Annotated in this window: 26 protein-coding genes; 5 read left to right on the forward strand and 21 right to left on the reverse strand. The window is 64.3% G+C overall.

All coding sequences use genetic code 11. The features are described from left to right. Window positions 1-96: 96 nt before the first annotated feature. Both AC6H34_RS22540 and gltX read right to left on the reverse strand, forming a co-directional pair. Window positions 97-897: a transporter substrate-binding domain-containing protein gene (locus AC6H34_RS22540; protein WP_497540280.1), complete on the reverse strand. Its 801-nt coding sequence runs from the start codon at window positions 895-897 to the stop codon at window positions 97-99. A gap of 165 nt (window positions 898-1062) precedes the next feature. Continuing rightward, window positions 1063-2493, reverse strand: a complete 1431-nt coding sequence (gene gltX / locus AC6H34_RS22545; protein ID WP_497540281.1) for a glutamate--tRNA ligase — start codon at window positions 2491-2493, stop codon at window positions 1063-1065. 137 nt (window positions 2494-2630) lie between these two features. Here gltX and AC6H34_RS22550 point away from each other — a divergent pair, with 137 nt between their 5' ends. Next, on the forward strand, window positions 2631-4919 hold the full coding sequence (locus AC6H34_RS22550) for a ComEC/Rec2 family competence protein (RefSeq protein WP_497540282.1): 2289 nt from the start codon (window positions 2631-2633) through the stop codon (window positions 4917-4919). A 28-nt stretch (window positions 4920-4947) separates the two neighbouring features. Next, complete coding sequence (locus tag AC6H34_RS22555) at window positions 4948-5154, forward strand: TOBE domain-containing protein (RefSeq protein WP_448147197.1); 207 nt, start codon at window positions 4948-4950, stop codon at window positions 5152-5154. A gap of 30 nt (window positions 5155-5184) precedes the next feature. On the opposite strand, the gene lexA is transcribed toward AC6H34_RS22555, so the two are convergent. The 9 genes from lexA to AC6H34_RS22600 all read right to left on the reverse strand — a co-directional run bounded on the left by lexA (window position 5185) and on the right by AC6H34_RS22600 (window position 14312). Continuing rightward, entirely contained in the window at window positions 5185-5898 is a 714-nt protein-coding gene (gene lexA / locus AC6H34_RS22560) for a transcriptional repressor LexA (protein ID WP_448147198.1), read from the reverse strand. Between the two features lie 114 nt (window positions 5899-6012). Next, window positions 6013-7233 carry a molybdopterin molybdotransferase MoeA gene (locus AC6H34_RS22565; protein WP_497540283.1) on the reverse strand — a complete coding sequence of 407 codons (1221 nt, stop codon included), beginning with the start codon at window positions 7231-7233 and terminating at the stop codon, window positions 6013-6015. Then, on the reverse strand, window positions 7230-7718 hold the full coding sequence (moaC, locus tag AC6H34_RS22570; RefSeq protein ID WP_448147200.1) for a cyclic pyranopterin monophosphate synthase MoaC: 489 nt from the start codon (window positions 7716-7718) through the stop codon (window positions 7230-7232). The genes AC6H34_RS22565 and moaC overlap by 4 nt, the downstream gene beginning before the upstream one ends. Further along, window positions 7715-8518 carry an indole-3-glycerol phosphate synthase TrpC gene (gene trpC / locus AC6H34_RS22575; protein ID WP_497540284.1) on the reverse strand — a complete coding sequence of 268 codons (804 nt, stop codon included), beginning with the start codon at window positions 8516-8518 and terminating at the stop codon, window positions 7715-7717. The genes moaC and trpC overlap by 4 nt, the downstream gene beginning before the upstream one ends. A 5-nt stretch (window positions 8519-8523) precedes the next feature. Then, entirely contained in the window at window positions 8524-9534 is a 1011-nt protein-coding gene (gene trpD, locus AC6H34_RS22580) for an anthranilate phosphoribosyltransferase (protein WP_448147202.1), read from the reverse strand. After that, on the reverse strand, window positions 9534-10148 hold the full coding sequence (locus tag AC6H34_RS22585; RefSeq protein ID WP_497541260.1) for an anthranilate synthase component II: 615 nt from the start codon (window positions 10146-10148) through the stop codon (window positions 9534-9536). Before AC6H34_RS22585 ends, trpD begins: the two co-directional genes overlap by 1 nt. Before the next feature lie 132 nt (window positions 10149-10280). Further along, window positions 10281-10775, reverse strand: a complete 495-nt coding sequence (locus AC6H34_RS22590) for a hypothetical protein (RefSeq protein ID WP_497540285.1) — start codon at window positions 10773-10775, stop codon at window positions 10281-10283. A 120-nt stretch (window positions 10776-10895) separates the two neighbouring features. Then, entirely contained in the window at window positions 10896-12407 is a 1512-nt protein-coding gene (trpE, locus tag AC6H34_RS22595) for an anthranilate synthase component I (protein ID WP_497540286.1), read from the reverse strand. A 9-nt stretch (window positions 12408-12416) separates the two neighbouring features. Further along, on the reverse strand, window positions 12417-14312 hold the full coding sequence (locus tag AC6H34_RS22600) for a peptidylprolyl isomerase (protein ID WP_497540287.1): 1896 nt from the start codon (window positions 14310-14312) through the stop codon (window positions 12417-12419). Window positions 14313-14548: 236 nt separating this feature from the next. On the opposite strand from AC6H34_RS22600, the gene tpiA reads away from it, so the two are divergent. Together tpiA and AC6H34_RS22610 are read left to right on the forward strand one after the other, a co-directional pair. Continuing rightward, a complete protein-coding gene (gene tpiA, locus AC6H34_RS22605; protein ID WP_497540288.1) occupies window positions 14549-15310 on the forward strand; it encodes a triose-phosphate isomerase in 762 nt (253 codons plus the stop codon). Further along, window positions 15310-15777: a GNAT family N-acetyltransferase gene (locus AC6H34_RS22610; protein ID WP_448147207.1), complete on the forward strand. Its 468-nt coding sequence runs from the start codon at window positions 15310-15312 to the stop codon at window positions 15775-15777. The genes tpiA and AC6H34_RS22610 overlap by 1 nt, the downstream gene beginning before the upstream one ends. Here AC6H34_RS22610 and AC6H34_RS22615 read toward each other — a convergent pair. After that, the gene (locus AC6H34_RS22615) at window positions 15772-16770 is read right to left on the reverse strand and encodes an AraC family transcriptional regulator (protein ID WP_497540289.1); all 999 of its coding nucleotides are present in this window, start codon (window positions 16768-16770) and stop codon (window positions 15772-15774) included. The genes AC6H34_RS22610 and AC6H34_RS22615 overlap by 6 nt on opposite strands. A gap of 109 nt (window positions 16771-16879) precedes the next feature. Between AC6H34_RS22615 and tehA the strand changes: the two genes are divergently transcribed. Next, a complete protein-coding gene (gene tehA / locus AC6H34_RS22620) occupies window positions 16880-17860 on the forward strand; it encodes a dicarboxylate transporter/tellurite-resistance protein TehA (protein WP_497540290.1) in 981 nt (326 codons plus the stop codon). Between the two features lie 19 nt (window positions 17861-17879). Here the strand turns inward: tehA and AC6H34_RS22625 are convergent, their stop codons facing one another. From AC6H34_RS22625 to AC6H34_RS22665, 9 genes are all read right to left on the reverse strand, one after another. Beyond that, complete coding sequence (locus tag AC6H34_RS22625) at window positions 17880-18353, reverse strand: SRPBCC family protein (protein WP_497540291.1); 474 nt, start codon at window positions 18351-18353, stop codon at window positions 17880-17882. Beyond that, the gene (locus AC6H34_RS22630) at window positions 18340-18681 is read right to left on the reverse strand and encodes an ArsR/SmtB family transcription factor (RefSeq protein ID WP_497540292.1); all 342 of its coding nucleotides are present in this window, start codon (window positions 18679-18681) and stop codon (window positions 18340-18342) included. The genes AC6H34_RS22625 and AC6H34_RS22630 overlap by 14 nt, the downstream gene beginning before the upstream one ends. 188 nt (window positions 18682-18869) lie before the next feature. Then, window positions 18870-19721, reverse strand: a complete 852-nt coding sequence (locus AC6H34_RS22635; protein WP_497540293.1) for an ABC transporter permease — start codon at window positions 19719-19721, stop codon at window positions 18870-18872. A gap of 4 nt (window positions 19722-19725) precedes the next feature. Further along, window positions 19726-20634, reverse strand: a complete 909-nt coding sequence (locus tag AC6H34_RS22640) for an ABC transporter permease (RefSeq protein ID WP_497540294.1) — start codon at window positions 20632-20634, stop codon at window positions 19726-19728. Then, window positions 20631-21692: an ABC transporter ATP-binding protein gene (locus AC6H34_RS22645; RefSeq protein ID WP_497540295.1), complete on the reverse strand. Its 1062-nt coding sequence runs from the start codon at window positions 21690-21692 to the stop codon at window positions 20631-20633. The genes AC6H34_RS22640 and AC6H34_RS22645 overlap by 4 nt, the downstream gene beginning before the upstream one ends. Before the next feature lie 179 nt (window positions 21693-21871). Then, complete coding sequence (locus AC6H34_RS22650) at window positions 21872-23056, reverse strand: extracellular solute-binding protein (protein ID WP_497540296.1); 1185 nt, start codon at window positions 23054-23056, stop codon at window positions 21872-21874. 32 nt (window positions 23057-23088) lie between these two features. Continuing rightward, the gene (locus AC6H34_RS22655) at window positions 23089-23823 is read right to left on the reverse strand and encodes a FadR/GntR family transcriptional regulator (protein ID WP_497540297.1); all 735 of its coding nucleotides are present in this window, start codon (window positions 23821-23823) and stop codon (window positions 23089-23091) included. Between the two features lie 127 nt (window positions 23824-23950). Continuing rightward, window positions 23951-24328: a hypothetical protein gene (locus AC6H34_RS22660; protein WP_497540298.1), complete on the reverse strand. Its 378-nt coding sequence runs from the start codon at window positions 24326-24328 to the stop codon at window positions 23951-23953. 18 nt (window positions 24329-24346) lie between these two features. Next, a complete protein-coding gene (locus AC6H34_RS22665) occupies window positions 24347-25429 on the reverse strand; it encodes a 2'-deoxycytidine 5'-triphosphate deaminase (protein WP_497540299.1) in 1083 nt (360 codons plus the stop codon). Window positions 25430-25434: the final 5 nt, after the last annotated feature.

Genomic DNA, 25434 nt, shown 5'->3' on the forward strand with positions numbered 1-25434 from the left:
CTGCGTATTGCCTGGTGGAATTTGCGGAGCCCCGGCCGCCTTCGAGGGACGGTAGCCGGGGACTGGTCGGTGACCGGCATGAAGTGCCGCGCGAAGTCAGTTCGTCGGATAGATGGCGAAGGGGAAGTACTTCTTGCTGATGGCGTCCAGCGTGCCGTCCTTGGTCATCGCTGCAAGAGCGGTGTCGATCTGCTTGCGAAGGTCGTCGCTGCCTTTGCGCAGGCCAATGCCGCAACCCGGTCCGAACAGCGCCTTGTCGCCGATCTCCGGGCCGACGAAGGCATAGCCAGCACCATCATCCTTCTTCAGAAAGGCGTCGTAGGCTTTCATCGGGTTGGTCATAATGGCGTCGACACGCCCGGCCTTGAGGTCGAGGAAGAGGGCATCGACGCTGTCATACCGCATCACCTCGGCGCTCGGTACCTTGGCTTGAATCCAGGTATCGTAGGTGGTGGAGCGCTGAAGCCCGATGCGGATGCCCTTGAAGCCATCGACATTGATGCTGTCGTCGGCATTGAACAACTTCAGGTCCGCCTCCTTGGCGGCGACGAAGCGGCCGACCGAGGTGCGATAGGGTATGGAGAAGTCGATCTTCTTCTGGCGTTCTTCCGTGATGCCCATGGATGCGGCGATCAGGTCGAACTTGTTGGCCAGAAGAGCGGGGATCATGCCGTCCCACTGCTGGCACACGATTTCGACATCATGGCCGAGCCGCTTGCCGATTTCGCGCGCAACATCGACGTCATAGCCCGAATAGGTGCCGTCGGCGGCCTTGAAGTTGAAAGGATAGGAAGTGCATTCCGTTCCAACGCGCCAGGTGTCCGCCCGGGCGGTGCCGAAAGTGGCACCACAAAGCAATGCTAGGGCCGCCACCAACGCGGCAAGCAGTCTGGTCATTCGATTATTCCCCTCATGCGCCCGCGCGGATGCGCGCGAACGACCTGTCAGAAGACCTGCTGGATTGTGATGATGACAGGTGATTCGTTCATCGCCACCTTGCCGCCATCACAACCGCAGTCTTCCCAAGGGTAAATCCTCCCAGAGGGGGAGACCAGCCAATCGTCAGCCGGCCTGGTCCTTGAGCCGGGCAAGGCTCTCGTCGCGGCCCAATACCGCTAGGACGTCGAAGACCGGCGGCGAGGTCGTACGGCCGGTGAGGGCGGCGCGCAGGGGTTGAGCGAGGGTACCGAGCTTGGCTCCGGTCTCCTCGGCGGCTGCCCGGACGACTGCTTCCGTTGCCGCTGCGCTCCATTCGCTGAGGGCTTCGAAACGGGGTACGAGCATGGCGACGGTGGCGCGGGCCTCGTCGCTCAGCATGGCCTTGGCCTTGTCGTCCAGCGGGAGCGGGCGGGAGACGAAGAGGAAATTCGCTCCATCCAGGAGTTCGATCAGGGTCTTCGCCCGTTCCTTCAGGCCGGGCATGGCGGCCAGGAACTGGGAGCGCTTCTCGCCGCTTCCGGCGGCGAGTTGGGCCGCGAGCGTGGGGCCGTCCGGAATGTGCGGCAACAGCTGGTCGACGGCCTGCATCAACTCCTCGTCCGAAGAACTGCGCATATAGAGGCCGTTGAGATTCTCCAGCTTCTTGAAGTCGAAGCGGGCTGCCGATTTGCCGATGGCCGTCGTGTCGAAATACTCGATCATCTCCTGCGTGGAGAAGACCTCCTGGTCGCCGTGGCTCCACGACAGGCGCACGAGATAGTTGCGCATGGCTGCCGGAAGATAGCCCATGGCGCGATAGGCATCGACGCCGAGCGCGCCGTGGCGCTTGGAAAGCTTGGCTCCGTCCGGGCCGTGGATCAGGGGAATATGAGCCATGTGGGGCACTTCCCAACCCATAGCCTCGTAGATCTGCTTCTGGCGAGCGGCGTTGGTGAGGTGGTCATCGCCGCGGATGATATGGGTGACGCCCATGTCGTGGTCGTCCACCACCACGGCGAGCATGTAGGTCGGCGTCCCGTCTGAGCGCAGCAACACCAGATCGTCCAGGTCCTTGTTCGACCAGGTTACCGTGCCCTGCACGTCGTCATTGATGACGGTCACGCCCTCGGTAGGGGCACGAAGGCGGATCACCGGCTTGACGTCCCTGGGGGCGGTCGCCGGTTCGCGATCGCGCCAGCGGCCATCATAGCGCGGCGGACGGCCTTCCTTGCGGGCCAATTCGCGCATCTCCTCCAGCTCCTGCTGGGTCGCATAGCAGTAATAGGCCTTGCCCTGGGCGAGCATGGCTTCCGCCACCTCGCGATGTCGGGCGGCACGGGCAAACTGGAAGATGGGATCGCCGTCCCAATCGAGACCGAGCCACGACAGGCCATCCAGGATGGCGGCGATCGCGGCATCGGTGGAGCGTTCGCGGTCGGTGTCCTCGATGCGCAAGAGCATCTTGCCGCCCTTGGCCTTGGCGTAGAGCCAGTTGAACAGGGCCGTGCGACCGCCGCCGATATGGAGGAAGCCGGTGGGCGAGGGGGCGAAACGGGTGACGACGGGCGAAGACATCGAGGCTGACAATTCCAAAGCGGGCGGGCGAACGGATGAAATGCTCGCTGGGGACAGGCCCTTGGCGAGCGGCGTTTATATAAATAGGCTAGGGCGTTTAGCACAGGGTTTCATCCGGCGGTAGCGGCGGGGGGCTTTTGCCTGGGAATGAAAGAGGGCGTGTAAGGGTCGGTGTCCTTGGCGGCCGGGGCACTGGGAGCCTCGTCCTGCCGGGAGCCGGCCGCATCGGCCGCGCCCTCGACATCGTGAAGGCGTGGCTGGCCGCGGGCATGGCCACGGAGATCGCCGCCTTCGAGCTGGCCCTCGTGGTTCCGGTGTTCCTGGGGCTTGGTGTGATCGCCTATTTTGCGGCGCCGGATGAGCCGGACCTCCTGGTTCCCCTCATCTCGACGCTTGCTCTCGCGGCCGCCGCCGTGGCCTTGCGGCGACGCTGGTGGCTCCATGTGGGCCTTGTCTGCGTCGCGGCGACCGGAGCCGGCTTCTGCTCCGCCAAGCTGCGCACGCTTGGCGTTGCAGCACCGCAACTCAGCCGATCCCTGTCCGGCAATGTGACCGGGCTGGTGCTGTCCCTGGAGGCCCGGCTCGGCGGGAGTGCGCGCGTCATCATCCGCCCGGCGTCGATGGAGGGCCTGGCTGCCGACGCCATGCCGGGCAAGATCCGTCTCACCTTGCGCAAGGTTGGCGATCTCGAAGCCGGCGACAGCATCACGATCAAGGCGGTGATGCGCCCTCCGCCGCCGCCTGCGTTGCCCGGCGGCTACGACTTCGCCCGCGACGCCTTCTTCGACGGCATCGGTGCGGTGGGTTTCGCGGCAGGCAAGATCGCGCCTGCGGCGGCACCCGTCGAGCCAACCCGTGCCGAAGCCTTCAATATCTGGATCGACAACCAGCGCAACCGGCTGACCCGACGCATCGTAGAGGCAGTACCAGGTGAGAACGGCGCAATCGCAGCCTCGCAGGTGACGGGCAAGCGCGGCCAGATTCCAGGCGACGCCAACGACGCGTTGCGCGCCTCGGGTCTCTATCACGTCGTCTCCATCTCCGGCCTGCACATGGCGCTTTTCGCCGGCGGTCTCTTCGCGCTGATCCGCGCATTGCTGGCTCTGTCACGCCGTATCGTGCTCTATCGGGGAGCCAAGGAACTCGCGGCGCTGCTGTCGCTGCTGCCGGCGGCCGCCTATACGCTTTTCTCCGGGGCCGAGGTGGCGACCGTGCGCTCCTTCCTGATGACGGCCATCGTGCTGCTCGCCGTGGCGCTGGGGCGCAGCGCCATCACCCGCCGGAACGTGGCACTTGCGGCAAGCTTCATCCTGCTGACGACGCCCGAGCAGTTGCTTGGCCCGAGTTTCCAGATGTCTTTTGCTGCGGTCGCCATGCTCGTGACGGCCCATGATGTCTGGAACCGGCAGCGGCGCACGCAATTCGCCACTATGTGGGAGCGTGCCATTGCTTCGGGCCTCACCCTCCTGCTGGCGATGATGTTGACCACGCTGGTCGCCTCCCTCGCCACAGCGCCTTTCTCAGCCTATCACTTTCACCGCCTGACGCTGCAGTCGCTGGTCTCCAACCTTGTGGCAACCCCGATCGTTTCCTTCCTGATGATGCCTCTGGCCCTGCTGGCGGTGATTGCCGAGCCGTTCGGCTATGGTGCGCTCTTCTGGCAGGCGATGGGGTGGTCCGTCGGACTCTTCATGCAGGTGGCGCGTCATGTCGCGACGTGGCCAGGCTCCGACCTCGTCCTGCCGCAGTTCTCGTCACTCGCCCTCTGCCTGTTTTCGCTCGCGCTGGTGCTCCTCACCATCATGCGCAGCCGTCTTGCCGTGTTCGCGCTCATGCCGCTTTCCTTCGGCGTTGCCGTTGCGGCCGTGGCTTCCACACCGGTTGCGATCCTCGGTGCCAACGGCCACGCGGCGCTCGTCCGAAAGGGCGACTCCCTCACGTCGCTCGCCGAGCGTTCGGACGCTTTTGCCGTCCAGCAATGGCTCCTGGCGATGGGTGACCGACGCAAGCCGGACGATCCCGGTCTGGTCGAGCAACGCCAGTGCGACAAGGAGGGTTGCTCGGCGCCGATCGAGGGCGGCGATGTCTTCATGCTCGACCGCACCGTCAACGCGGCCGAAGAGGATTGCGGTCACGTCAGTGTGCTGGCCGGAACCTTCGCCATCGGGACGAGCTGTGCGGGCGAGGGTATCGTGCTCAATCGCGACATGATTCAGGCGGCAGGATCGATGGCGATCTACGCCGACCCACCCGCGCGTGAGGGGCAGGCGGCCCGCTGGCGGGTGGTGACTGCTCGGGACCCCGGGGCGTCGCGGCCTTGGGCGCCATTACCGGCCTGGAAGGCGAAGGCCGCCGTCATCGCCGCTCCCCCGGCGACCGCTCCGGATTCGTCAATGGACACAACCGTCCAGAATGACGATGATTGAAGCGTCGGATTCTCCCGAAGGATAACTCATGAAGATCAGCGCGCGTAATCAGATCAAGGGTATCATCAAGAGCGTGACCAAGGGGCAGACCACCTCGCATGTCCAGATCGAGGTCGGTGGAACGATCATTACCGCCTCGATCACCAACGAGGCGGTAGACGACCTCAAGCTCACCCCAGGCCAGAGTGCCTATGCCGTCATCAAGGCATCCGACGTCATGGTGGCGGTCGACTGATCGCCGACAGCAGGCCTGAAGCCGGCGTCCTCAATAGCGCCGGAACAGGCCGACAAGCTTGCCCTGGATGCGCACCCGGTCCGGCCCGAAGATGCGGGTTTCATAGGCCGGGTTTGCGGCTTCCAGGGCGACGGAGGCGCCCCGCTTGCGCAAGCGCTTGAGAGTCGCTTCCTCGTCGTCGATCAGGGCCACGACGATGTCGCCGGTATCGGCGTGGTCCTGGCGGCGGATCAGCACCGTATCATTGTCGAAGATGCCGGCCTCGATCATGGAATCGCCGCGCACTTCCAGGGCGAAATGCTCGCCGGAGGACAGCATTTCCGGCATCACGCTGATGGTATGGCTCTTGGTCTGGATGGCGGAAACTGGCGTACCCGCTGCGATCCGGCCCATCACCGGGATGAGGACCGGGCGTCCCGCATCGTCGTCCGCGTCCTGGCGCACCGTGCGCACCTTGCCGAGGTTTCCTTCGATGACGTTGGGGCGGAAACCGCGCTGCGACGTCGCCAGCGTGAGGCCGGGGACCGCCGATTCAGGCAGGCGAACCACCTCGAGCGCGCGTGCCCGGTTGGGCAGCCGCCGGATGAAGCCGCGCTCCTCCAACGCCATGATCAGGCGGTGTATGCCTGATTTGGACCGCAGATCCAGCGCTTCCTTCATCTCGTCGAAGGAAGGAGGAACACCCTGCTCCTTCAGGCGCTCATGAATGAACCGAAGCAATTCGTGTTGTTTCTTGGTCAGCATGGGCGATCCCGTTATGGCGGCTGCGAATCACGATCTGTGAGTAAACAAAGCAAGAACACTGCTACATGTTCACACTGTGTTCTGCAACAATGAAGTTCACGTTAAAAAGCGCCGTCAATATCCGGCGCTACGCAAATCGATGATCTCGCACGCATCGCCAGGCTTTGCTTCGGGAGCAAACGGCGGCCGGACGACGAGACAATCTGCATGCTGCAGCACGCTGACCAGCGACGAATCCTGCGACGATAACGGCGCTACCTTGATGATGCCGGAGGTATCGTCAAGGGCGAACCTGGCGCGGATATAGTCCTCGCGCAGATCATTGGCAGGCCAGGAGGAGGCGAAGACGGCTTTCCTGCGGGCGAGATTCGCATCCGTGCGGCCAAGCAGGGTGCGCAACAGGGGCACGAGGAAGAGAACGCTGCATACGACGGAGGAGACGGGATTGCCTGGCAGGCCCAGGATGTTCATGGCGCCGAGCCGTCCGTGCAGCAAGGGCTTGCCAGGGCGCATGGCGATCTTCCAGAAACCCAGCGTCATCCCCTCCCGCGTGAGGGCGGTCTGGATCAGGTCGTGATCGCCCACCGAGGCGCCGCCGATGGTCACGAGGATATCGGCCTTTTCAGCGCGGGCACGCTTGATCGCCGCCTCCAGGGCCGGAAAATCGTCGCTGGCGATGCCAAGGTCGAGCACCTCGCCGCCCTCCGTCTCGACCAGCGCGGCGATGGCGAAGGTGTTGGAGGCGACGATCTGGTCTTGGCCTACGGCCTGCCCCGGCAGAACGAGTTCGTCGCCCGTGGCCAGAATGGCGACCTTCGGCCGGCGACGCACAGGCAGCCTCGGGTGGTTCATGGCCGCGGCGAGCGCGACGTCGCGAGGGCCGATCAGGCTGCCGGGCAGCAGGGCTTCGGTACCCTCGGAGAAATCGAGACCGCGGCTGCGAATATTGGCGCCTGGCTTCACGGCGCTCTCGATGATCACGCGATTGCCATCCCGCCGGGTATTCTCCTGGATCACCACCGCGTCCGCTCCATCCGGAACCGGTGCGCCGGTGAAGATGCGGACGGCCTGTCCCTCGCCGACATGGCCGGCGTAGCCGTGGCCCGCGGCGGATTCGCCGATGAGATCGAGCGCCGCGCCATCGAGGGCATCCCCGGCCCGCACGGCATAGCCGTCCATGGCTGAGGCGTTGAAGCCGGGCTGGGTGCGCAGAGCAGTGATGGTGGAGGACAGGACCCTGCCTCTCGCCGCCTGGATGGGAACTTCCTCGCTCGGCAACGCCGCGACATCCGCGACGACCTTTGCGAGGGCATCGGCAACCGGTAGCAGGCTCATGGGGTGTCCTCCGCGTGCCAATCGCCGGATTTGCCTCCGGACTTTTCAATCAGCCGAATAGCCTCGATTCGCATGCCGCGATCGACGGCCTTCACCATGTCGTAGATCGTGAGGCATGCGACGGAAACGGCGGTGAGCGCTTCCATTTCGACACCGGTCTGCCCCGAGACCTTGGCGGTGGCCCGCACCAAGAGGCCGGGCAGGGCCACGTCCGGCTCGATCTCCACGGCAATCTTGCTGAGCAGCAGCGGGTGGCAGAGCGGGATCAGTTCATGCGTTTTCTTTGCCGCCATGATGCCGGCGATGCGGGCGGTAGCACGCACATCGCCCTTCTTGGCATCGCCGGAGAGCACGAGGTCGAGCGTGGCGGGCTGCATCACGACGCGACCTTCGGCAACGGCGACCCGGCTCGTCACATCCTTCTGCGAGACGTCGACCATATTGGCTTCGCCCGACGCATCGAGATGGGTGAGGCCTGAACTCATGCCGGCGTATCCAGGGCCAGGAGCGCACGCGTGGCGGCGGTAACGTCGGCCTGGCGCATGAGGCTCTCGCCGACGAGAAACGTATTGACGCTGGCGGCCTGCAGCCTTGCGATGTCGGCAGGCGAGAAGATGCCGCTCTCGCCGACCAGGAGCCGATCGGCCGGCACAAGGGGGGCCAGGGTCTCGGTGGTCTCCAGGCGGGTGACGAAATCGTTGAGGTCGCGATTGTTGATGCCGATCATGCCGACATCGAGGGGCAGAGCCCGCTCCAGCTCTTCGAGATTGTGAATCTCGCAGAGCACGTCGAGTGACCAGTCCCTGGCGGCTGCGATGAGGGCCCGGGCCTCCTGATCGGTGACGCTCGCCATGATCACCAATATGCAGTCCGCGCCCCAGGCTCGGGCCTCGACGACTTGGTAGGGATCGTAGAGGAAATCCTTCCGCAGGGCCGGTAGGGCCACGGCGGCCCGCGCGGCGGTTAGGAATTCCGGCTTGCCCTGGAAAGAGGGCTCGTCCGTCAGCACTGAAAGGCAGGCGGCACCGCCTGCCTCGTAGGCGCGGGCGAGAGCCGGGGGATCGAAATCCTCGCGGATCAATCCCTTGGAGGGGCTTGCCTTCTTGATCTCGGCGATCAGGCCCGTCTGGCCGGCTGCAAGCTTGGCTTCGAGCGTCCGTTGGAAGCCGCGCACCGAGCCGGCCCGCTCGGCCTGCCTGATCAACTCGGCGAGGGGTATCGCAGCTTTGGCCGCTTCGATCTCACGACGCTTGTAGGCCTCGATCTTTTGCAGAATGGTCGCCATGGCACTCACATATGGGAGACTTCAACCAGGCGGTTGAGAGTTTCGAGGGCTTTGCCTTTGTCTACGGATTCAAGAGCGAGGGCAGCACCTTCGGAGAGGCTCTTGACCTTGCCTGAGACGAGAAGCGCGGCGGCCGCGTTCAGGACGGCGATATCCCGATAAGGCGTCTTCTCGCCCTCCAGCACTGCTCGCAAAGCGAGTGCGTTGTGAGCCGCGTCGCCGCCCTTGAGATCTTCGGGGCGCGCCACCTTCAGGCCGATTTCTTCCGGCGTGATGACGCCGTGGCTGATTTCGCCGTTCTCGAGGGAGACGATTTCAGTCGGTCCCGTAGTGGTGATTTCGTCAAGCCCGTCGCTGCCGTGAACGGCGATGATGCGCGTCGAGCCGAGCGTCTTCAGCACTTCCACCATCGGCTGCAGCCAGTTCCGGGCATAGACGCCGAGCAACTGCCGCTTGACGCCGGCGGGATTGGACAGCGGCCCGAGCAGGTTGAACACCGTACGGGTGCCAAGTTCAACGCGGGTGGGTCCGACATGGCGCATGGCCCCGTGATGAGCTGGAGCGAACATGAAGCCGACGCCGGCGAGCTCGATGCAGCGCGTGATCGCATCCGGTTTCAGTTCGATGTTGACGCCAAGCGCCATCAGCACATCTGCGGCGCCGGACTTGGAGGAGAGCGCGCGATTGCCGTGCTTGGCTACCTTGACGCCCGCGCCCGCGACGATCAGCGAAGCGGCCGTCGATACGTTGTAGGAGCCGGAGGCATCGCCTCCGGTGCCGACGATGTCGATTGCATCAGCCGGCGCGGTCACCGGCAGCATCTTGGATCGCATCGCGGTGACGGCGCCGGCGATCTCGTCCGGCGTTTCACCGCGCACGCGCAGGGCCATCAGGAAACCGCCGATCTGCGAGGGCGTTGCCTGTCCCGAGAGCAGGAGATCGAATGCTTCGGCAGCCTCCTGCCGAGACAAGGCGCCGGAAGCCGCCTTGCCGATATAGGGTTTGAAGCCGTCCATCACGCGTGCTCGGGCTGCAGGTTGCGGTGTTGAACGTTCCAGGCCGCGGCGATATCCAGAAAATTCTGGAGAATGCGGTGGCCATGGTCGGACATGATCGATTCCGGGTGGAACTGCACGCCATGCAGCGGTGCGCTCTTGTGCTGTACGCCCATGATCACGCCATCATCCGTCTCGGCGGTGATCTCCAGGTCGACCGGCAGCGTATCGCGCTTGACGACGAGCGAATGATAGCGCGTGCCCATGAAAGGGCCGTTGATGCCGCGGAACACGCCGCGCCCGCCGTGCTCGATGGAAGAGATCTTGCCATGCATGGGAATGGCGAGGCGGACGATGTCGCCGCCAAAGACCTGGCCGATGGCCTGGTGGCCCAGACAGACCCCGAAGAGCGGGATCCTGTCCTGGGCTTTCTGTATCAGCTCGCAGCAGATGCCGGCTTCCGTGGGCGTGCAGGGGCCCGGGGAGAGCACGATCGCGTCGGGATTGCCGGCGATGACCTCGTCCGCGGTGATCTTGTCGTTGCGATGGACGGTGACCTTGCAACCCAGCTGGCCGAGATAATGCCAGAGGTTCCAGGTGAAGCTGTCATAATTGTCGATCAGCGTCACGGTCATGGAACGGTCTGTCGTCGTCACGGCACTAGCCTCCTTTGAAGCTTCCACGACTATGCGCGCGAGGCCACGGGGTCAAGCGCTACGGCGTCACCCCCGGCAGGCGGGAGCGATTGAATTGCGCGCAGCCGACGTTCAGCTCATCTGCGAGGGCGTGTAATGCCGCATCCCTTCCTTCTTGCCATAGGCGCAGGCGAACACTTCCAGGACCACGAACATCCCGATGCTCCGCCACAGGAAGGGCGTGAAATAATCGGCCGCTCCCATCATGTGGGCAGCAAAGGCTCGGGCCGCCACAGGGAAGACGGAAGGAAACTGCATGATCGTATAGGGGATCAGCACGGCAAAGCCGGCGAAGATGCCCATGTAGACGATCGAGACGAGGGATGAGATCAGCCAGATGCCGAAGCTGTAGTCCGGGTAGGCCGCCGCCCGCTCGCTCTCGAACAGCCAGTGGAAGAAGAAGATGCCGTAGGCAGCGCCAAGGGCCGGAATGAAGATACCGAGTAGCAGCACGGCAATCTGCTGCTCGTCCGGCAAGCCCCAGAAATAGAAGTCGGCCAGCAGCACGACATAGGCCGCGGCGATGGTGAGCAACGCCGAGCGCGTGGAGCCCGGCCATCTATGCATGGCAGGCGGCCTGCAAAGCGAATGGACGGGGAGGGACGAGTGCCGTCATCGTGCCTGCATCAAACTGCAAAAGCGACCTGGATTTCCAGGAGGCGGACGCGGATGTCCGCGCTCCCACGATTACTGTCCGCGTCCCGGCTGTCCGGCGAAGCGCACCGCTTCCTCGGCGGCACGGAAGAGAGCCTTGGCCTTGTTTATGCACTCGGCCTGCTCGCTGGCCGGCACGCTGTCATACACGATGCCGGCACCGGCCTGGACATACATGGTGCCGTCCTTCACCAGGGCCGTGCGCAGAACGATGCAGGTATCCATCTGGCCGTCGGCACCGAAATAGCCGATGGCTCCGGCGTAGAGACCACGCTTGTCCTTCTCGAGTTCGTCGATGATCTGCATGGCGCGAACCTTGGGAGCTCCCGAGACGGTACCGGCCGGAAAGCCCGCGGCAAGCGCGTCTAGGGCGTCGTGGTCCGGGCCGATGTCGCCCTCGACGTTCGAAACGATATGCATCACATGGCTGTAGCGTTCGATGAAGAAGCGGTCGGTGACGTTCACCGTGCCCACCGCCGCGACATGGCCAACATCGTTGCGCCCAAGGTCGAGCAGCATGAGATGTTCTGCCAGTTCCTTGGGATCGTCGAGCAGCGAACCTGCGAAGGCATCGTCTTCCGCCTTGGTCCTGCCGCGAGGCCGGGTGCCCGCAATGGGTCGGACCGTCACCTTGCCATCGCGCAGACGTACCAGGATTTCCGGGCTCGAGCAGACCACGGAGAAGCCGTCGAGCTGGAGATAGACCAGGAAGGGAGCAGGGTTGATGCGGCGAAGGGCGCGATAGAGCGAGAAAGGCGGGAGCTGGAACGGTGCGGAGAAGCGCTGCGACAGCACGACCTGGAAGATGTCGCCGGCCTTGATGTACTCCTTGGCGCGCGTCACCATGGCCAGATAGTCGGCCTCGCTGGTGTTGGAGACCTGGATTGCGTGAAGGGCATCGAGGTCGATTGTCTCTGCAAGCTTCGGCGTCGGCCTGTCGAGGCCGTCGACGATCGCCATCAGCCTTTCCTCCGCGCGAAGATAGGCCTGCCTGGCGCTTACCCCCGCCTGCGGCCGTACGGGCGTCACGGCGGTGATGGCGTCGCGCACGGCGTCGAACACCACCATCACGGTCGGGCGCAGGAGGATAGCATCGGGAATCCCGATAGGATCGGGCTTCTGCGCCGGCAGTTCCTCCACCAGCCTCACCATGTCGTAGCCGAGATAGCCGAACAGGCCGGCGGCCATCGGCGGCGCGCCTTCCGGCAGCTCGATCCGGCTTTCAGCGATGAGATCGCGCAAGGTCTGCAGAGGGTGGCCGTCGAGAGGTTCGAAGACGTTGGCCGAGACCTGCCGGTTGATCGACGCCTTGCCGTTCTGGCAACGCCAGATCAGATCCGGCTCCAGACCGATCATCGAATAGCGCCCGCGCGTGGCGCCGCCTTCCACCGATTCGAGGAGAAAGGCATTGGGCCTGTCGCCGGCCAGTTTCATGAAGGCGGAGACGGGCGTCTCGAGATCGCCGACCAGCGTCAGCGTGACGATCTGAGCCTTGCCCGCGGCATAGTCCGCCGAGAAGGCTTCGAAGGACGGTTCAAGAAGCATGGGATGGGCTCAGAAGCTGCCGGTGCCGACGGTGCGGTCGACATTGGTCTGGTTGATGGTGACGCCGAGCTGATCCCGGACCTTGGTGACATATTCGGCCATCATGTCCTGGCCGATGGCCGCGGAGAGCTGCTTGCCGTTGGCGATGGTGTCGGCAGCCTTGAAGTCGAGTTCCGGAACCACATTGTCCTCGACATGGAAGATGATGCGGTCGGTGCCGTTGGCGGAGATGGATGATCCAAAGCCCTTCAGCGGCGTGGCGAACACGGCATTCACGGCAGCGGCGGGAATCGGCGCGTTCTGGCCGCTCCGGGTGAGGTCCCAGGCCGGCATGACCTGCACGGTCAGGCTCTTGGCGACCTCGTCCAGGGATTTCCCGCCGTTCAACTGCTTGACCACGTCGTCAGCCTTTTCCCGCAGCCTGTTGGCCTTCTCGTCGGCCGCCCACGCGGCAACGACGTCAGCCTTGGCTTCATCGAGCGTACGCTCGCGCGAGGGGACGACACTGTCGAGCGAGAACCACATCAGGCCTTGTTCGCGACCGTCGATGGATTCGGGATCAGAGCCCTGTTCCGTCTTGAACAGGGCAGGCAGCACCTGAGCCGACAACGGGAAATCGACCTGCTTGCCGGCTGCATCGAGACCCTGCGCATCGAAGGGGCCCACGCTAGCGACCTGCAGCTTGAGCTTGGCGGCGATATCCTTGAGCGGGGTTCCGCCCATACGTTCGTCCTCGACCGTGTCTCGCAGGTTCTTCAAGGATTCCTGGGCCCGCTGCTGCTGCAACTGGGCTCGAATGACGTCCGTGGCCGGGACGATCTTGGTGACCTTCAGGATGACGTTGGTAAGCGTGCCCTGCACCGCGCCGGAGGTGGCGCCTTCGGCAAGGCCGAAGGTCGCCTCGGCGATTTTCGGATCGGTGAGCTGCGACCTCGAAAGCGTGCCGAGGCTGGTGTCGTCCGGTGTCAGCTTGCGTTCCGCTACCAGGCCCTCGAAGGTGACCTGGCCGGAAGCGATGCGGGCTGCTGCCGCCTTGGCCTCGTCGAGCGAGGGGAAGGCGATCTGCTCGACCGTCCGCTGTTCCAGAGCCGCTGCCTTGTCCTTTTCGCTGTCGATCCTGGCCTGCACATCGGCATCGGTCACTGTCGCCATCGCATCGATCTGCGCAGGCGTCACCAGGAGATAGGTGAGGCTGCGCAGTTCCTTGGTGCGGAACTGGCCCTTATGTTCGTCGTAATAGCTCTGCAGCGCAGCGGCCTCGGGCTGGCCGACATCCCCGACCGCACTCTGCGGCAGCACGAAGTAGGAAACGTTGCGCTTCTCCTGATTGAAGCGGGCTCCCGCCTGAAGCATCGTCTGGGAGACGGGGCCGCCTTCCGCGAACGCCTGGTTGACCTGGTTGCGGATGTAGAACTCGTGCTGGCGGGCAAAGAACATGTCCTCGTTCAGGCCGTTGTCCTGCAGGAGCCGCCGGAACGCATTGGGATCGAAGGCAGGCGGCTTGCCCGGCTGGCTGACCTGGAAGCTCGGGTCGTTCATCACGGCCTGCACCATGGAGGCCTGGTCGAGGCCGAGGCCCAGCTTCTTCGCCTGGAGATCGAGAGCGGTTTCGGCGATCAGCGAGTTCAGAACCTGCTTGTCGATCTGCAGCGTGCGCGCGAGATCCGGCGTCACGGCCTGGCCGGTCGCCTGGGTGATCATCGTGGTCCTGCGACGATAGGCTTCGCTGAAAGCGTTGGAGGAGATGGGTGTGCCCCCTACGGTCGCGACATCCGTGGATGTGGTGCCCTGCAGCCAGCCCTCGACACCCCACAAGCCGAAGCTGCCGATCAAGAGAAACATGATTACAGCCGTGACGTACTTGGCTGGTCCCTTGGTCATAACGTGGCGGAATGAGCTCAGCATAGGTATCTTGGTTCCATCAGGCGGGGGCGACCGAGGCCTCCCGAAAAGCGGCGCATCATAGGGATGAGGGCGGGGCGTCGCAATGGCGCGCGGATGTGTTTCTTGTAACCTCTGCACAGCGCTCTTTGCGTGCGCGGGCCGTCCCAACCATTCATCTCGACAGGTGCGGTGCCTTGCTCATAGATCTGCAGGTTGATAATCACCGCCCTGCCATTCGACAGGAAGGAACAGAGAGCATGACAGCAACCCGGCCGCGCCCCCTCGTTGCGGGCAACTGGAAGATGAACGGTCTCATCAAGGGCGTGAACGAGTTGGATGCCATCGCCACCGGCGTCGCCGCCGGAGAGGCCGGCAGCGCGGAAGTCCTCGTCTGTCCGCCCTTCACGCTGGTTTCTCGCTTCTCGGCCGAAGCAGCCGGGCAGCATATCAAGATCGGCGCACAGGATTGCCACGCCGAAGCCTCGGGGGCGCATACGGGCGACATCTCAGCCGAAATGCTCAAGGACGCGGGTGCGAGCTATGTCATCGTCGGCCATTCCGAGCGCCGTACGGATCACGCCGAAACCGATGCCCAGGTGAAGGCGAAGGCCGAGGCTGCCCTGCGCGCTCATCTGGTGGCCATCGTTTGCATCGGCGAGACCCGGAACGAGCGTGAATCGGGCAAGACTCTCGACGTCGTCGGGACGCAGCTCGCTGGATCTCTGCCGGCGGGAGCCACCGGGGCAAACGCCGTGATCGCCTATGAGCCGGTCTGGGCCATCGGGACCGGGCTCACGCCGACAGCGGCGGATGTGAAGCAAGTGCATGATTTCATCCGCGCCGGTCTCGTCGAACGGCTGGGAGACGAGGGGCACAATGTCCGCATCCTGTATGGCGGTTCGGTGAAGCCGGCCAACTGCGTGGAACTGATGGGGGTCGACAATGTCGACGGCGCACTGGTCGGCGGCGCTTCGCTGAAGGCGGCGGACTTCCTCGGTATTGCGGCAGCCTATCGCTGATGACGACAGGCATCCGGGAGGCGCGGGGCGCGGAGGATCTCGGCTTCATGCTTGGGCTTGGCGCCCGCCTGGCACGCGTGATCGAGACGCCGCTGCATGAGGCCTCCGCCATCGCCGCTTTCCAGGATGCCTATTCGTCTGCCAACCTCAGGGATCCTTCGCCTGATTCGCTCACGCTCATCGCCGAGGATGAGAACGGAGAAAGGCTCGGCTTCCTGCATGCCTTGCCCGGTCCGGACGGCATCACAGGCAGAAGCATCGGCTATGTTGCCCTGCTGGCTGTCACGGAGACTGCCGAGGGGCAGGGCGTCGCAGGGCTGCTGGTGGAGGGCGCGGAGGCTTGGGCGAGGCGCATGGGCTATGCTGCCCTGTCGCTCGACGTCTTCGCCAGCAATGGCCGGGCGCTGCGCTTCTACGAGAAAAGCGGCTTTTCCATCGAGACGATGCGCATGGTCAAGCCGCTATAAACGCGCTTCGTCGGCGCTGCCCTGCACGGGCGCGCTCCGGCCGTTAGCGCTCTCCTGCACCGATTCGCTCTTGCGGTCGGCAGCCGGCGCGATGCCGTAGCGTCTGCGGTAGGCACGGCTGAAGGCTGTCTCCGACTGGTAGCCGACCTCTTCCGCGATCAAGCCGAGGGGGGCCGGTCCCGCCAGGAGGCGCTGCCGGGCGATGGTAAGGCGTAACTCGGCCAGGAAGGCGAGGGGTGCCATTCCCGCGGTTTTCTGGAACAGGCGCACCAACGTCGCCCGCGAGGTGATGGCGAGTGCGGCGAGGCCGTCGAGCGTCCAGAGCCGGGCGGGCTCTGCCAGAATGGCTGCGAGTACCCGGGCCGTATGTCGGTTTTCGAGTACGGCAAGTATCCCCCGGCTGTTGGGCTGGCTCTCGAAATGGGCGCGTAGCACGATGACCATGAGCGCGCTGGCGAGATCCGCTGCGAGCGCGTAGGCGCCCAGCCTGTCCTCGTCGAGCTCGGCCTGGATCATGTCGACGATGGTTCGCAGGCGCCGGGCATCGGTTCCGCCGCTCGCTCGCAGCAGGATGACGGCGGGGAGCGCCATCAGCACCATGTTGTCATGGGCCTGTTCGAAGCGAAGGCGCCCGCAGATCAGCTTGGTGTCGGGCGGTCCGTCGACGTTCTTCTTCAGCAGCAGATTGTCATGGCGGCGCTGAACGGTCTGGAGCGGCTTTTCGCTCCCAGTGGCGATGCAGGGAGACCGCACGGTATGCGGGTCGCCATGGGGAAGGATGGCCACGTCGCCTGCCTTCAGCAGGATTCCCTTTTCTTCACCGACATCGAGCAGGCAAGCGCCGTGGCTGACGACGTGGAAGGGGGCCCAGCCTCTTTCCTCGTGATCGTGCCGGGAGGTCCACTGGGCGCCGAACCTGCAGAGCTGCTGCAGCTGCGGGCGTACCCGAAGGAGGGGAGCAAGGCCTGTAAGCGCGTCGATCTTCCCGTCCATCCCTGCTTCCGATCAAACCCTGATCCGCGTGGCTAGGCATTTGCGCCGCAAGGCGAGTACCAGCCTGGCATAATCTTCTATCCTCGCCGGCACAATCAAGGAGAGAACCATGGCACGTGCCGGCTTTCGCTTTCCGCCCGCCGCCTTCTTCGGTATCGCGCTCGGCATTCTTGCGCTTGGTCTCCTGTGGCGGGGCGCCGAACGTCTATGGCCTCTAGCCACATTCATATCCGAGCTTATCCTCGCCGCCGGCGTGCTGGTCTGGTTGCTGCTGATCCTGCTGTTCGCCGGCAAGTGGCTGTTCGCCCGGAGCGAAGCAAAAGTCGAGTTCGCCGATGCCATCCAGTGCTGCTTCATCGGCCTCGCGCCTGTGACCACGATGCTGGCGGCCCAGGCATTTCTTCCTTATTCGCGCGTTGCTTCCATCGTCCTGGCGATGTTGGGCATGGCCGGTGCGATCGCCTTTGCAGTCTATCGCTCGGGAGGGCTCTGGCGCGGCGGTCGTGACCTGACGACGGCCACCGCGGTCCTCTATCTGCCCACGGTCGCGGGCAGTTTCGTCACGGCTTCCACGCTCTCCGCCCTGGGCTGGCCCGACTGGGGCCAGCTCGCGTTCGGCGGCGGCGTGTTTTCCTGGCTTGCCCTCGAATCCGTGCTCCTCAATCGCCTGTTGCATGCGCCCGCACTGGCGGAACGCCTGCGGCCGACGCTGGGAATACAGCTCGCACCGCCCGCCGTGGGCGCCGTCGCCTACCTCAATGTCACTGGAGGCCATAGTGACGTCTTCGTCATGGCGATGGTGGGCTATGCCGTCCTTCAGGGACTGATCCTGCTCCGTCTGCTGCCGTGGATACTGGTGCAGCCCTTCTCGGCCGCCTATTGGGGCTTCAGCTTCGGTGTTGCCGCCCTGCCGACGGCCGTCATACGTCTCGCGGCCGAAGGCGGCAGCCAGCCCATGCTCGTACTGGCGCCGGTACTGTTCGCCATCGCCAATGTCGCGATCGGCATTCTCGCCTTGGGCAGCCTCTACCTCCTTGCCCGGGGCCGGCTGCTTCCGGCTCCCACGCAGCCCGCGGCAACGAAGGGGTGAATATCTGTCGTCGCAGGATTCATGTGGGCAGCCGGACGGCAAGCTCTTCCAGTTGGGTGAGGCAGGTTCCCCACCCCTGGAAGAAGCCCATGTCCTCGTGCTTCACCCGATCCTCAGGGCTCTTGTGCCGCACGAGGGCGCGATAGCGTGTACCGTCGGCCACCGGCTCCATGCTGATCTCCGCCGTCATGAAGGACTCGGCGTTCGGCCGGAACAGCGGCCCGAGGCCATCGGTCCAGACGAGGCGGCGTTCCGGCTCAACGATGAGGACACATCCCGGCTTCTCCGGAAACGCTTCTCCGGCAGGCGAATGCATGACGATATTGAACGTGCCACGGGGAACGAGTTCGATCTCGGCCTTGGCCACGCCGTATGGCCGGGGCGCGAACCATTGCTTCAGCAGGTCCGGCTCGGTCCACGCGCGCCAGAGCTGCGCGGGGCTTGCCTTCACCGTGCGCTCGAGAAGGAGGTCGAGCTTGTCATTCAAGTCCATTTGCATCTTCCTTTGCAGCCAGAGTTTCGACGAAGGCATCCAGCCGATCCAGCCGGGCCTCCCAAACACGACGTTCCTGCTCGATCCAGCTTTGCGCCGCCGCGAGTGCTTCAGGTCGCAACTGGCACATGCGCACGCGCCCCGTCTTTCGGGATGTCACGAGTTCGCTCACCTCAAGCACGCGTATGTGCTTCATGAAGCTGGTGAGTGCCATGTGATGCCGCTGCGCGAGGTCGCCGACGCTGGCGGGGCCGTTGGCAAGCTGCGCGATGACAGCACGGCGGGTGCCGTCCGACAGGGAATGAAAAACACGATCAAGGTGAGCCATATGGCTAAGTGATCGCAGTCGGTGCTTCTTGTCAAGACTGTGAGCCGTTTGGCTCAGTATTTTCTTGGGAGGGCATTTTGGGCCGGCCCTGGAACGTTTTGTGTTTTGACGGAATCAGCAGAACGCAAAGATGCGTCAAAAACAAAGAGTTAGAAAAAAGCGGCGTTTCTACCTACACGCGCTTTGCTCTAGTGGGCCGGCTCCTTCTTCACACGCGTGACCATCTGGGTCGGGTTGACGAAGCGCAGTGCGACGACCAGCCATACCAATGTGCTGAGCATGTAGATGACAGCCATGGCATCGATCGATTGCGGCGCCCGCACGCCGGAGGCCGTGACGGCGGCATAGAGCGAGACGACGAGGGTCTGGCTGTCCGACCCTGCAATCAGGAAGGTCAGCTCGAACATGGCTATGGTGCGTACCATCACCAGCAACAGGGCTGCCAGCGCCCCCGGCAGGAGCAGCGGGATCAGCACGTGCCGGAAGATCGAGCCCGTCCGTGCGCCGAAGACCCGAGCCGCCGCCTCGAGCCTCGGATCGATCTGCTCGATGAAGGGGATCATCACCAGGATGACGAAAGGCAGGGCAGGCACCAGGTTGGCGATGACGACGCCCGCGAGAGTGCTGCCGAGCCCGACCTTGTAGAGCACCGTGGTCAGCGGAATGCCGTAGGTCACCGGCGGCACGAGCAGAGGCAGCAGGAAGAGGAGCGTCACCAGCTTCTTCCCCGGGAAGTCGCGCCGGGCAAGGGCATAGGCGGCGGGAATTCCGAGGACGGCGGAAAGAAGGACGACGCCGAAGACGACTTCGAAGGTGACGGCAAGCACGCCGGTAAGGCCGCCAAGCTGGAATTCCTCCCAGGCGGAGGAGTACCAGCGCGTGGTCCAGCCCGCCGGCAGCCATGTGCCGAGCCAGCGCGTGGCGAACGAACTCACCACCACGGCGGCGATGACCGCGAGCAGGTTGATCACGAAGAAGATTGTGAGTGCCCAGACCGCGGTCGCCCAAAGGCGTTCGGAAAGAGGGCGGGAAGCTTGCATGGCCTTACCCCTTTCCACCGCCGGCCGGGCCGCGATAGGCCAGGGATCGCAGACCGAGCACGATTGCGATCACGATGAGCAGGATCGCTCCCATGATCATCGCGATGGCCGAGGCCATGGAATAGTCGTAGAGCTCGGTGGCAGCCTGATAGGCGGGAATGGTGATGACGCGTGTCGGCCCGGCGGGAGCGCCGAGCATCACCGCCGAAGGGTACACCGAGAAGGCCTGCACGAAGCTCAGGCAGAAGGTCACTGCAAGGCCGGGAACCAGCAGAGGCAGGAAGATGTGCCGGAACCGCGCTGCCGGCTTTGCCCCAAGGGTGGAGGCAGCATTCTCCAGGGCAGGATCGATGCCGGTGACATAGGAAAGCGTCAGCAGGAAGGTGAACGGAAAGCCCGTGATGACGAGGGAGAGGAAGACGCCCCAATAGTTGTGGATGAGGCGGGCCTGGCCGAAGCCGAGGGTGACCAGCACACGGTTGAACCAGCCCTGCGGTCCCAGATAGGTAAGCAGGCCCTCGGCCACCAGCACGGTGCCGAGGGTGATCGGAAGCACCAGTATGGTGGTTAGCAGGCGCTGATGGCGCATCAGCCTCACCCGGAATGCCACCGGTATGGCGGCGAGGAGGTTGAACAGCGTGACCGGCACGGCGATCCACAGCGTGGTCGAGATGGTGCCGTAGAAGGCGGGATCGCTGAAGAAGGTGATGTAGTTCCCGAAGACCGAGCCATCCTTGGGTCGGAAGGAAAGCCAGAGGCCGTAGAAGAAGGGGTAGATGAAGAGGGCCAGCAGAAAGACGGCTGCGGGCAGGACCAGCAGCGTGACGCCGTCGATACCGCGGGCCGCGAGCCGGGCCTTGAAGCCGATGTCCGGCTTCGCGGCATCTGATATGTGGGTGCTCGGCAGGCTCATGCCGCAACCTCGTTGAACACGAGCACGCGGGCAGGATCCGCGGCCAGGCGCACCTGCTCGCCAGGGTTCACGCGGGTGGCAGACCGGAAGAACACCTCGCGGCCCCCGGGCCCCCTGGCTGCACCGAAGAAGGCATGGCCGCGATATTCGCAGATGTCGACGACGGCGGGAAACCCGTGTTCCCCAGCCTGGAGATCCTCCGGGCGGATGGCTGCGACGGCTGTGCGGCCACTGAGTTTTTCGCGTGCCGAACCGTGCAGCCGTTCCCCCTCGACGCTCAGCGAGATCGCATCTCCCGCGCCACCGACGATTTCGCCGGCGAGCCGGTTCCGGAAGCCCATGAACTCGGCCACATCGAGGGTGGCGGGACGCTGATAGAGATCCTCGGGGGTGCCGATCTGGCGAATCTCTCCGTCGCGCAGGACCACGATGCGGTCCGCCAGCGAGAGGGCTTCGTCCTGGTCGTGGGTGACGTAAAGCGTGATCGAGCCGAGGCCGGCGTGGATGCGTCGTATCTCCTGGCGCATTTCCAGGCGCAGCTTGGCGTCGAGGTTCGACAGCGGTTCGTCCATCAACACCAAGGGCGGCTCGATGGCTATGGCGCGTGCGATCGCGACGCGCTGCTGCTGGCCACCCGACAATTGGCCCGGCAGTTTCCGGGCCTGGTTGGTGAGGCGCACGGTCGCCAGGGCTGCCTCGATGCGCCTGGCTGCCTCGTCCTTGGCCACGCTGCGCATGCGCAGGCCGAAGCCGACGTTGTCGCGGACGCTCATATGCGGAAAGAGAGCGTAGTTCTGGAAGACCATGCCGAAACCGCGATCCTCCGGGCCGAGGGTGTCGATGCGCCTGTCGTCGAGCCAGATCGAGCCACGGGTTGTGGGCAGGAGGCCGGCGATGCAGTTCAACGCCGTCGACTTGCCGCAGCCGGACGGGCCGAGGAGGGCGATGAACTCGCCGCGCCGGACCTCGAAGGTCAGGTCTTTCAGCGCGTTCATGGCGCCGAAATCCCGCCCGACATGATCGAGCTTCAAGGTCTTGAAGTTGTTCAGTGGGGACATGAGGCCACCGGTCGATGGAGCGCCGGGATACCGGCGGTTGAGAGACGAACTCGTGGAAACAATTCGGGGCGCAGTCCCGGAGACAAAGGACCGTCATCCCCTGCGAGGTCGAGTGCCTCGGAAAGGGGATGACACGTCGCGCTTGCGTCATCCGAGCCGGACTGGCGGAGGCCCTGTCCTTATTTCGTCTTGGCGGCGCCGACTTCCTTGTCCCAGATGTTGAATGCCTGGACCATCTGGGCCGGGACCAGCGGCAGTTCGGTCGGATTGTCGGCGATCAGCTTGTCGTATTCCGGCCGGCCAAATTCCTTGATCGCGTCCTGGCTTTCCTGCGGCGCCATGTCGATCGTCACGTTCTTCACCGCGGGGCCGGGATAGAAATAGCCCTGGTCGTAAGTGTAGGCCTGCTGCTCGGGCGTCAGCATGAAGTTGATCAGGTCAAGGAGTACGGCGACTTTCTCCGGTTCCAGGCCCTTCGGGATGCAGGCATAATGCGCGTCCGTCACCCAATGGAAGCCCTTGAGCGTGGTGATGGCGGCGTTCTCCGGGACGACGCCGAGCACGCGGGGATTGATGTCCCAGCCGGTGGTGGAGACGATGATGTCGCGCGAACCCTCGCCGAACTCCTTCATCACGGCAGCGGTGCCGGTGGGATAATACTCGATGTTCTCTCCAAGTTCCTTGAGATAGGCCCAGGTCTTGTCCCAGCCCTTGACCGGATCCTTGGGATCCTTGTCGCCGAGGATATAGGGCAGCCCCATAAGGAAGGTGCGGCCAGGCCCTGAATTGGCGGGGCGGGCATAGAAGAAGCGATCCTTGTTGGCCTTGGTGTAGGCCAGCAGCTCCTCGGCGCTGGTCGGGGGCTTGGAGACGCGCTCGGGTGCATATTCGAGCAGCGGACCCGATGGGTAGTAGGAAACGACGACGCCCGCGCCTCCGGCAAGCCCCTGCATCCTGGCTGCCGCAGGCAAGAGGATATCGTCGAGCTTGGGCAGCGAGCCGGCGAGCTCGGGCAGGAGCTGCACCCAGATCTTCTGGTCGAGGCCAGCGGAGAGAGCATCGGTGCCCGTCAGCACCAGATCGATATCGACGCTGCCGGCATCCTGCTGTGCCTTGAGCTTGCCGGGCAGGTCCGGGGCAGGGGCCTTGGTGAAGTTGATCTTGGAGACGAGGTTGGACTTGGCCTTGGCGTAGTTCTGGATCGCCTTCTGGGTCAGGGCGAGATTTCCGGCGACGTCGACGATGTTGAGTGAGACTGGCGAGGTCGGCAGCGCCGGGGCCTGTGCACGGGCGCCTGTGACGCCTAGGGCGACGAGGCCCGCGCCCATGCCGAGCGCCTGCCGGCGCGTATAGGATGAAGTCATGAAACCCTCCCAGGTTGTTCGCTTGTCTTGGTCTAGCGTCCGCGAGTGATGCGTTTCGTCTGTCCCGGCTGGCCGTCTTCCGCGGCATCCATCAGGAAATAGGCTTCCACATTGGCGATGTGGTTCTGCATGGCCTGCCTTGCCGCTTCTGCGTCCCGTACCGCGATGCAGTCTCGGATCGCCTCGTGGTCGGCCATGTTGGTGCGCAGCTTGTTGGAATTCTTGGTGAGTTCGCCCAGACGCGAGAAGATCTGCCCGCGCATGTCGCCCCAAAGCAGTTCGACCATGCGGACATAGACCGAGTTGCCCGTGGCCTCCGCCACGCCGAGGTGAAAGGCGCGGTCGGCCTCGAATGAGTCCTCGCCCTTCAGATATTCTCGCCGATACCAGGCGAGCGCCTCGTCCAGGCCGGCGATGTTCTCGCTACTCGCGGAAACGGCGGCGGCCGCGGCGATCTCTCCCTCGATGGTGCGGCGTGCGGCGAGCAACTCGAAGGCGCTCGGGCCCGCATCGGAAATCTCACGGGCACGGGGCGTGGCGGCGGCGACGTAGCTGCCCGTCCCGGTCTTGACCTCGACAAAGCCGGAGATCTCGAGCGCGATCATCGCCTCGCGGATTACCGGGCGGCTGACACCGAGTTTCTTGGAAAGGTCCCGTTCAGCCGGAAGTCGCGTCCCCGGTGGCAATTCTCCCGAACGGATGAGGCCGACGATCTGCTCGGCCACCTGCTGAAACAGCCTCTGTGACGCCACCGCCTGGAACGGCATTTCCTGCCCATGTCGACTGTTGTTGATTGAGAGCGAGACTAACAGAGGCTTTCAAACAATCAAGTGGCTAGGTGGCCTGACCACGACGAGCAGACTGCCTCTCCGGCGCACTCGTCGCGTCATCGCCTCAGTTCACGCCCTGCATGAGCCGGCCGGCGGCGTCGGGCTTTACCGCGAGGAACTCGATGTTCGACTGGCCCTTGAGGACCTTGCGGGCGACGTTGTCGCAGAGCCCGGGGGCGACCGGCTGGCGCTTGGAGGTGAGTTGCGGGGCGCCCTTCTTGCCATGCACGCTCTTCAATGCACGGACGATGTCGTCATAGCGCGGCTTCAGCTCCGACTTGATCATGAAGTTGCCGGGGCAGTCACGCACGATGCCGAAGGAGACCGAGGCTTCCGCCATCTGGTGGCAGCTGACGCCCGGCATGCATTCCTGCTGTTGTGCGAGGGCGGGCGTCGCGAAGAGAACAAGCAGCGTGCAAAAGGTGTAGGCCGGCTTCGACATTCTCGATTCCTCGATGGTTCAGCGGAAATGCTTGGACAGCTTCAGCGCCTGGCCCTGATAGTTTGAATTCAGCCCCGCGCCATAGAGAATCTGGGGCCGTTCCAGCATGCGCTCGTAGATCAGGCGACCAACGATCTGTCCGTCCTCGACGATGAAGGGCACTTCGCGCGAGCGCACTTCCAAGACGGCGCGGGCCGCTTCCATGCCATCGGGCGAATAGCCGAAGCCTGGATCGAAGAAGCCGGCATAGTGTACGCGGAACTCGCCGACGAGCGGGTCGAACGGCACCATCTCGGCGGCAAAGTCCGGCGGAACATGCACCGCTTCCTTCGAAGCCAGGATGTAGAACTCGTCCGGATCCAGGATCATGTCGTTCTTGCCGCGGTGGGGGATCGGCTCCCAGAAGTCGAGCAGGTCGCAGGCCGCGCGCTTGTCGACGTCGATGACGGCGGTATGGCGCTTGGCGCGATAGCCAACGATCCCATTCCCGAAGCCCGTGAGATCCACCGACACAGCCACGCCGCCAGCGACATCCGGATCGGGTGTGGAGACCAGGCCCATGCGGCGCTGGAGTTCCCGCAGGGCCCCATCATCGATGCGGGCCTCGCCCCGGCGGAAGCGGATTTGCGACAGTCGCGAGCCCGTGCGTACCAGAACCGGGAAGGTGCGCGGGCCGATTTCCGCGTAGAGCGGCCCGTCATAGCCTGCCTCGACCTGGTCGAAAGCACGGGCATGATCCGTGATCACGCGGGTGAAGACATCGAGCCGGCCAGTGGAGCTTTTCGGATTAGTCGAGGCGAGCAGCCCCTCTGGCATGGAGAGGCTTTCGAGTAGCGGCACGATATAGACGCAGCCCGTTTCAAGCACGGCGCCGTTGGTGAGGTCGATCTCATGCAAGGCGAGATCAGCGATGCGCTCGGCCACCGTCGAGCGCGGCCCCGGGAGGAAGCTCGCCCGCATGCGATAGGCCTTGGTGCCAAGCCGCAGATCCAGGCTCGCTGGCTGGACCTGGTCCGATGCCGGCGGTGGGCCGATGCGGATGGCGCCCTTTTCGATGAGGGCCGTGATCGCCTGGGAGGGCAGGATGCCTTGGGAGTGCATGTGTC

The organism is Labrys sp. ALF-8 (assembly GCF_059699065.1).

What these genes read in the sequence shown, in the direction of transcription:
- AC6H34_RS22600 (WP_497540287.1), bottom strand. Translation starts at nt 14,312, where the DNA reads ATGCTGAGCTCATTCCGCCACGTTATGACCAAGGGACCAGCCAAGTAC.
- AC6H34_RS22645 (WP_497540295.1), bottom strand. Translation starts at nt 21,692, where the DNA reads ATGTCCCCACTGAACAACTTCAAGACCTTGAAGCTCGATCATGTCGGG.
- AC6H34_RS22630 (WP_497540292.1), bottom strand. Translation starts at nt 18,681, where the DNA reads ATGGCTCACCTTGATCGTGTTTTTCATTCCCTGTCGGACGGCACCCGC.
- AC6H34_RS22640 (WP_497540294.1), bottom strand. Translation starts at nt 20,634, where the DNA reads ATGAGCCTGCCGAGCACCCACATATCAGATGCCGCGAAGCCGGACATC.
- AC6H34_RS22555 (WP_448147197.1), top strand. Translation starts at nt 4,948, where the DNA reads ATGAAGATCAGCGCGCGTAATCAGATCAAGGGTATCATCAAGAGCGTG.
- AC6H34_RS22615 (WP_497540289.1), bottom strand. Translation starts at nt 16,770, where the DNA reads ATGGACGGGAAGATCGACGCGCTTACAGGCCTTGCTCCCCTCCTTCGG.
- AC6H34_RS22635 (WP_497540293.1), bottom strand. Translation starts at nt 19,721, where the DNA reads ATGCAAGCTTCCCGCCCTCTTTCCGAACGCCTTTGGGCGACCGCGGTC.
- AC6H34_RS22660 (WP_497540298.1), bottom strand. Translation starts at nt 24,328, where the DNA reads ATGTCGAAGCCGGCCTACACCTTTTGCACGCTGCTTGTTCTCTTCGCG.
- lexA (WP_448147198.1), bottom strand. Translation starts at nt 5,898, where the DNA reads ATGCTGACCAAGAAACAACACGAATTGCTTCGGTTCATTCATGAGCGC.
- AC6H34_RS22585 (WP_497541260.1), bottom strand. Translation starts at nt 10,148, where the DNA reads ATGACCGTGACGCTGATCGACAATTATGACAGCTTCACCTGGAACCTC.
- AC6H34_RS22540 (WP_497540280.1), bottom strand. Translation starts at nt 897, where the DNA reads ATGACCAGACTGCTTGCCGCGTTGGTGGCGGCCCTAGCATTGCTTTGT.
- AC6H34_RS22590 (WP_497540285.1), bottom strand. Translation starts at nt 10,775, where the DNA reads ATGCATAGATGGCCGGGCTCCACGCGCTCGGCGTTGCTCACCATCGCC.
- AC6H34_RS22665 (WP_497540299.1), bottom strand. Translation starts at nt 25,429, where the DNA reads ATGCACTCCCAAGGCATCCTGCCCTCCCAGGCGATCACGGCCCTCATC.
- AC6H34_RS22565 (WP_497540283.1), bottom strand. Translation starts at nt 7,233, where the DNA reads ATGAGCCTGCTACCGGTTGCCGATGCCCTCGCAAAGGTCGTCGCGGAT.
- tehA (WP_497540290.1), top strand. Translation starts at nt 16,880, where the DNA reads ATGGCACGTGCCGGCTTTCGCTTTCCGCCCGCCGCCTTCTTCGGTATC.
- AC6H34_RS22655 (WP_497540297.1), bottom strand. Translation starts at nt 23,823, where the DNA reads ATGCCGTTCCAGGCGGTGGCGTCACAGAGGCTGTTTCAGCAGGTGGCC.
- tpiA (WP_497540288.1), top strand. Translation starts at nt 14,549, where the DNA reads ATGACAGCAACCCGGCCGCGCCCCCTCGTTGCGGGCAACTGGAAGATG.
- AC6H34_RS22625 (WP_497540291.1), bottom strand. Translation starts at nt 18,353, where the DNA reads ATGGACTTGAATGACAAGCTCGACCTCCTTCTCGAGCGCACGGTGAAG.
- trpD (WP_448147202.1), bottom strand. Translation starts at nt 9,534, where the DNA reads ATGGACGGCTTCAAACCCTATATCGGCAAGGCGGCTTCCGGCGCCTTG.
- moaC (WP_448147200.1), bottom strand. Translation starts at nt 7,718, where the DNA reads ATGAGTTCAGGCCTCACCCATCTCGATGCGTCGGGCGAAGCCAATATG.
- AC6H34_RS22650 (WP_497540296.1), bottom strand. Translation starts at nt 23,056, where the DNA reads ATGACTTCATCCTATACGCGCCGGCAGGCGCTCGGCATGGGCGCGGGC.
- trpE (WP_497540286.1), bottom strand. Translation starts at nt 12,407, where the DNA reads ATGCTTCTTGAACCGTCCTTCGAAGCCTTCTCGGCGGACTATGCCGCG.
- gltX (WP_497540281.1), bottom strand. Translation starts at nt 2,493, where the DNA reads ATGTCTTCGCCCGTCGTCACCCGTTTCGCCCCCTCGCCCACCGGCTTC.
- AC6H34_RS22610 (WP_448147207.1), top strand. Translation starts at nt 15,310, where the DNA reads ATGACGACAGGCATCCGGGAGGCGCGGGGCGCGGAGGATCTCGGCTTC.
- trpC (WP_497540284.1), bottom strand. Translation starts at nt 8,518, where the DNA reads ATGGCGACCATTCTGCAAAAGATCGAGGCCTACAAGCGTCGTGAGATC.